Raw genomic sequence first — 4,397 nt, forward strand, 5'->3', positions numbered from 1 at the left:
GGCGTGGGTGGACGGGCGACGTGATGGTGGGCACGGGGTGCCCACCCTACGGCAATGCGGAATATCGTAGGGTGGGCACCCCGTGCCCACGCGGACATAATATCAGCGGAGTTCGAGTTCGAGCGCCGGCTTTTCGCCGTAATCCTCGTACCGCTCGTTGATGCCGATGATGCAGAACGCCATCTCTTCCAGCACATCCGGCGCCCGTTCGCGCATGGCCTCGGCGTGCGTCACGACGATGTGCAGCACCTCATCCTCCTTCAGGCGGATGCTGCTCATGCCATCTTCATCGCGCAGATAGCTCAGGCAATCGACCCAGGAATCCATGGTGTGCGGATACGAATCGGGAAAGCCGAACGCACGCTGGCTCTCGACATGAAAGCTTTCGGCGTCCGTGATCGCGGCGCCGTTCAGTTCGACGGTAGCCATGGGAGTCTCCTAAAAATACCCGCTTCACGGCCAGTATGCCAGCAGATCGCCGGCAAAGCCGTCCAGTTCGGCGGGTGTGCGGAATCAGCCCTTGAGGCCCAGGCTTGTGAGCCCCAATACGTCCTGCATGTCGTACAGGCCGGTCGGCTTGTCGGCCAGGAAACGCGCGGCGCGCAGCGAACCCTGGGCGTAGCTGACGCGGCTGCTCGACTTGTGGCTGATCTCGATGCGCTCGCCGATGCCGGCGAACAGCACGGTGTGGTCGCCCACGATGTCGCCGCCGCGCACGGTGGCGAAGCCGATCGTCGAGGGGTCGCGCTCGCCCGTCACGCCTTCGCGGCCGTAGACGGCGCAGTCCTTCAGGTCGCGGCCGAGGGCGTCGGCGATCACCTCACCCATCTTCAGCGCCGTGCCGGACGGGGCGTCGACCTTGTGGCGGTGGTGGGCTTCGATGATCTCGATGTCATAGCCCTCAGAGAAATTCTTGGCCGCCATTTCCAGCAGCTTCATCGTGACGTTCACGCCGATGCTCATGTTCGGGGCGAACACGATGGCGGTCTTGTCGGCGGCGGCGCGGATGGCGGCCTTGCCGGCGTCATCGAAACCGGTGGTGCCGATGATCATCTTGATGCCGTGGGCCGCGCAGTATTCCAGATGGTTCAGCGTGCCTTCCGGACGCGTGAAGTCGATCAGGTAATCGGCGTCCGCCAGGCCCTTGTCGAGGTCGGACTGGATCACGACGCCGGTCAGCTGGCCGGAAAACGCGCCGGCATCGGAACCGATGAACGGATTGCCTTCGCGGTCGAGGGCGCCGGCGAGCCGGGCGTCCGGTGCGGCGGCGATGGCTTCGATCAGCATGCGGCCCATGCGGCCGCTGGCGCCGGCAACGGCGATTTTCAGTTGAGTCATTGTTGTCCTCCGCCCTTGGCGGCTTCGTCACGTTTGCGTTTCAGTTCGTCCAGCGATTCCTCTTCGGACTTCGTTTCGTATTTCGAGATACCGATCAGGCGATTGATGTACTCGCGTTCCGTCGGCAGGTTGCCACCGTCGAAGTGGTCGACCTTATCATCCTTGAAATACACCGTGACGCGGCTGGTGGTCAGTTCGCCGTTGCCGCGCGCGAGGTAGAACGGATAGTCCCAGCGGTCGGCGTGGAAGGCATCCATCAGCAGCGGGGTGCCGAGGATAAATTTAACCTGGTCGCGGGTCTGGCCGACCTTCAGCTGGTTCAACATTTCCTGCGAGACGAAGTTGCCCTGCTGGATGTCCGGACGGTAGGGCGAGAAGATCCAGAGGAATTTCTGCAGCTTGGTGACGGTCGTGGTCTGCGCGCCGGAATTCGCGATTGCCGCGGACTTGCTGGCATCGGCGGCGACCGCGGCCGGGGCGGTGCTCACCGGTTCCGCCGGCTTGGTCTGGTTGCGCCAGGACGCACAGCCGGAGACCGCCAGCGTCATGCAGGCGAGCCCGGCCACGAGCGCTGCCCGCGCGTGGGAACGATGTAAAACGGCTTTAATGCGCATATCTGACCTTAAAAATCAATCGCCGGAAGTCCGTCAACCGTCGCGAGCGGCAGCGGTTACGGCCGAGAAGCGCAGCTGTACAAGACGTACAGCGAGCATCGCAGGCTGGAACCGCAACGCGCAGCAGGTTGGCGGGCTTACGAGTGAGCGGGAGCTTGTAAAACGCTATATCATAAAGCACTCCGCCCATATCCGAGTAACAAAACATGAGTAACAATCCTACCGACCTGAAGGCCAGCGGCCTGAAAGCGACCTTGCCGCGCCTGAAAATCCTGGAAATTTTCCAGAACAGCGCGGTGCGGCACCTGACGGCGGAAGACGTGTACAAGACCCTGCTGAACGAGAACATGGACGTGGGTCTGGCTACCGTCTACCGGGTGCTGACCCAGTTCGAGCAGGCTGGCCTGTTGAACCGCAATCATTTTGAAACCGGCAAGGCAATCTACGAGCTGAACGCCGGCTCGCACCACGACCACCTCGTCTGTCTTGACTGCGGCCACGTGGAAGAGTTCTACGACGACGAGATCGAAAGCCGCCAGCAGAAGATCGCCAGCGAACGCGGCTTCAAGATCGCCGAGCACGCCCTCGCCATCTACGGTCATTGCCAGAAGACGGATTGCCCGCACCGGCATTGATCCGCATCCGCTATCGTCAGGGTTGGCTCAGTGCGCTCGACAGCAGCTTGGCCGTGATGTCGACGATCGGGATCACCCGCTCGTAGGCCATGCGCGTGGGGCCGATGACGCCGAGGGTACCGACGATCTTGCCGTTCACTTCGTACGGCGCGGTGACGACGCTCATCTCGTCCATCGGCACGAGCTTCGATTCGCCGCCGATGAAGATCTGCACGCCGCCGGCCCGGCTCGACACGTCCAGCAGCTGCATCAGGCCCGTCTTCTGCTCGAACATCTCGAACAGCTGGCGCAGCGAACTCATGTTGGAAGACAGGTCGGCCACGGACAGCAGGTTGCGCTCGCCGGCAATGACCATGTCGTCCGTCTCGGCCAGCGCCTCGCTGCCGGCCTCGACCGCCGCCTGCATCAGGCGGCCCATGTCGTCGCGCAGCTGGCGCAGTTCTCCCGTCAGGCGCGTGCGCACCTCGTCGAACGACAGGCCGGCGAAATGCTGGTTCAGGTAATTCGCCGACTGGATCAGCTGCGTCGGCGAATAATCGACGTCGGTCAGCAGCAGCCGGTTCTGCACGTCGCCGCGCGGATCGACGATCACGAGCAGGATGCGCTTTTCCGACAGGCGCAGGAATTCGATCTGCTGGAACGCCGATTCACGCCGCGGGCTCTGGACGACGCCGGCAAACTGCGACAGCGACGACAGCACCTGGGCCGCGTTGGCGATCACTTTCTGCGGCTGGTGCGCGGGCAGGCGCATGCCGGCCTCGACGGCGTTCTCGTCGATCTGCTGCACGGTCAGCAAGGTGTCGACGAACAGGCGGTAGCCGCGCGGCGTGGGAATCCGGCCGGCCGACGTGTGCGGGCTGGCGACATAGCCCATTTCCTCGAGATCGGCCATGATGTTGCGGATCGTGGCCGGCGAGAGGTCGAGGCCGGAGATCTTCGACAGCGCGCGCGAACCGACCGGCTGGCCGTCGGCGATGTAGCGCTCGACCAAGGCCTTCAGCAGGGTTTGTGCACGATTATCGAGTTGCATGGCTAAAAACGGGTTTCATTTCTGTCATTATGCACGTTCGATCGCCGCTTGTGCGTCATGCCCGCATCTCGTCGTGCTCGCGCTTGAGCCAGTCGAGCAGTTCGTCGAAGTCGCGTACGATCGCATCCGGCACCACCTCGTGCTCCAGGTGCTTCGTGGAACCCGTGCGGTTCATCCACACGGCGCGCAGGCCCGCGCGCTGGGCGCCCCGCACGTCGAGCAGCACGTCGTCGCCGACATAGACCGCATCCTCGGGCGCCACGCCCAGTTCTCTGCAGGCGGCCAGGAAGATCGCCGCCTCGGGCTTGGCCACGCCGAACTGGGGCGCAGCCACCGACACCTTGAAATGGTGCGCCAGGCCGATCGTGCGCAGGTCGGCATTGCCGTTCGAAATCGAACCGACCAGCACCCGGTTCTTCAGGCGCAGCAGGCCCGGCAGCACATCGTCGTACGGGACCACGGCGTTACGCGCGGCAAAGAACTGCGCCATCGCATGCTCGACCTTGGCGGCATTCTCGCCCGCTTCCTGGAACGCGGCCAGCAGGCCGGCCTGGCGCAGCTTGCCCAGGTCGAGGTGAAATTCGGGCTTGCGCGCCAGCAGTTCCAGGCGCGCCTGGCGCAGGGTGTCGATGGTGAAGCGCTCGGCCACGCGCGGCGCGTGCTCGCGCAACCACGCGAACAGCGACTCTTCGGCCTGCRGGATCACGGGAGCGATGGGCCACAGCGTATCGTCGAGGTCGAACAGGATGGCCTTCGGCCAGGCACGGCGCGTGTTCATGA

The 4,397-nt window shown here is 63.9% G+C and carries 6 protein-coding genes; 1 reads left to right on the plus strand and 5 read right to left on the minus strand.

What is annotated here, in order from left to right:
• Positions 1-102: 102 nt before the first annotated feature.
• The 3 genes from AC1DYX_RS28180 to AC1DYX_RS28190 form a co-directional block, all read right to left on the minus strand.
• Complete coding sequence (locus AC1DYX_RS28180; protein ID WP_477265072.1) at positions 103-429, minus strand: barstar family protein; 327 nt, start codon at positions 427-429, stop codon at positions 103-105.
• An 84-nt stretch (positions 430-513) separates the two neighbouring features.
• A complete protein-coding gene (dapB, locus tag AC1DYX_RS28185; RefSeq protein ID WP_477265074.1) occupies positions 514-1,338 on the minus strand; it encodes a 4-hydroxy-tetrahydrodipicolinate reductase in 825 nt (274 codons plus the stop codon).
• The gene (locus AC1DYX_RS28190; RefSeq protein WP_477265076.1) at positions 1,335-1,952 is read right to left on the minus strand and encodes an outer membrane protein assembly factor BamE; all 618 of its coding nucleotides are present in this window, start codon (positions 1,950-1,952) and stop codon (positions 1,335-1,337) included. Before AC1DYX_RS28190 ends, dapB begins: the two co-directional genes overlap by 4 nt.
• A 206-nt stretch (positions 1,953-2,158) precedes the next feature.
• Here AC1DYX_RS28190 and fur point away from each other — a divergent pair, with 206 nt between their 5' ends.
• Positions 2,159-2,587: a ferric iron uptake transcriptional regulator gene (gene fur, locus AC1DYX_RS28195; RefSeq protein ID WP_036234473.1), complete on the plus strand. Its 429-nt coding sequence runs from the start codon at positions 2,159-2,161 to the stop codon at positions 2,585-2,587.
• Between the two features lie 16 nt (positions 2,588-2,603).
• Here the strand turns inward: fur and hrcA are convergent, their stop codons facing one another.
• Together hrcA and AC1DYX_RS28205 are read right to left on the minus strand one after the other, a co-directional pair.
• Entirely contained in the window at positions 2,604-3,617 is a 1,014-nt protein-coding gene (hrcA, locus tag AC1DYX_RS28200) for a heat-inducible transcriptional repressor HrcA (protein ID WP_477265078.1), read from the minus strand.
• Positions 3,618-3,672: 55 nt separating this feature from the next.
• Positions 3,673-4,395, minus strand: a complete 723-nt coding sequence (locus AC1DYX_RS28205; RefSeq protein WP_477265080.1) for an HAD family hydrolase — start codon at positions 4,393-4,395, stop codon at positions 3,673-3,675.
• Positions 4,396-4,397 lie beyond the last annotated feature (2 nt).

Source organism: Massilia sp. P2_C2 (genome assembly GCF_056404615.1).

What these genes read in the sequence shown, in the direction of transcription:
- AC1DYX_RS28190 (WP_477265076.1), bottom strand. Translation starts at nt 1,952, where the DNA reads ATGCGCATTAAAGCCGTTTTACATCGTTCCCACGCGCGGGCAGCGCTC.
- dapB (WP_477265074.1), bottom strand. Translation starts at nt 1,338, where the DNA reads ATGACTCAACTGAAAATCGCCGTTGCCGGCGCCAGCGGCCGCATGGGC.
- fur (WP_036234473.1), top strand. Translation starts at nt 2,159, where the DNA reads ATGAGTAACAATCCTACCGACCTGAAGGCCAGCGGCCTGAAAGCGACC.
- hrcA (WP_477265078.1), bottom strand. Translation starts at nt 3,617, where the DNA reads ATGCAACTCGATAATCGTGCACAAACCCTGCTGAAGGCCTTGGTCGAG.
- AC1DYX_RS28180 (WP_477265072.1), bottom strand. Translation starts at nt 429, where the DNA reads ATGGCTACCGTCGAACTGAACGGCGCCGCGATCACGGACGCCGAAAGC.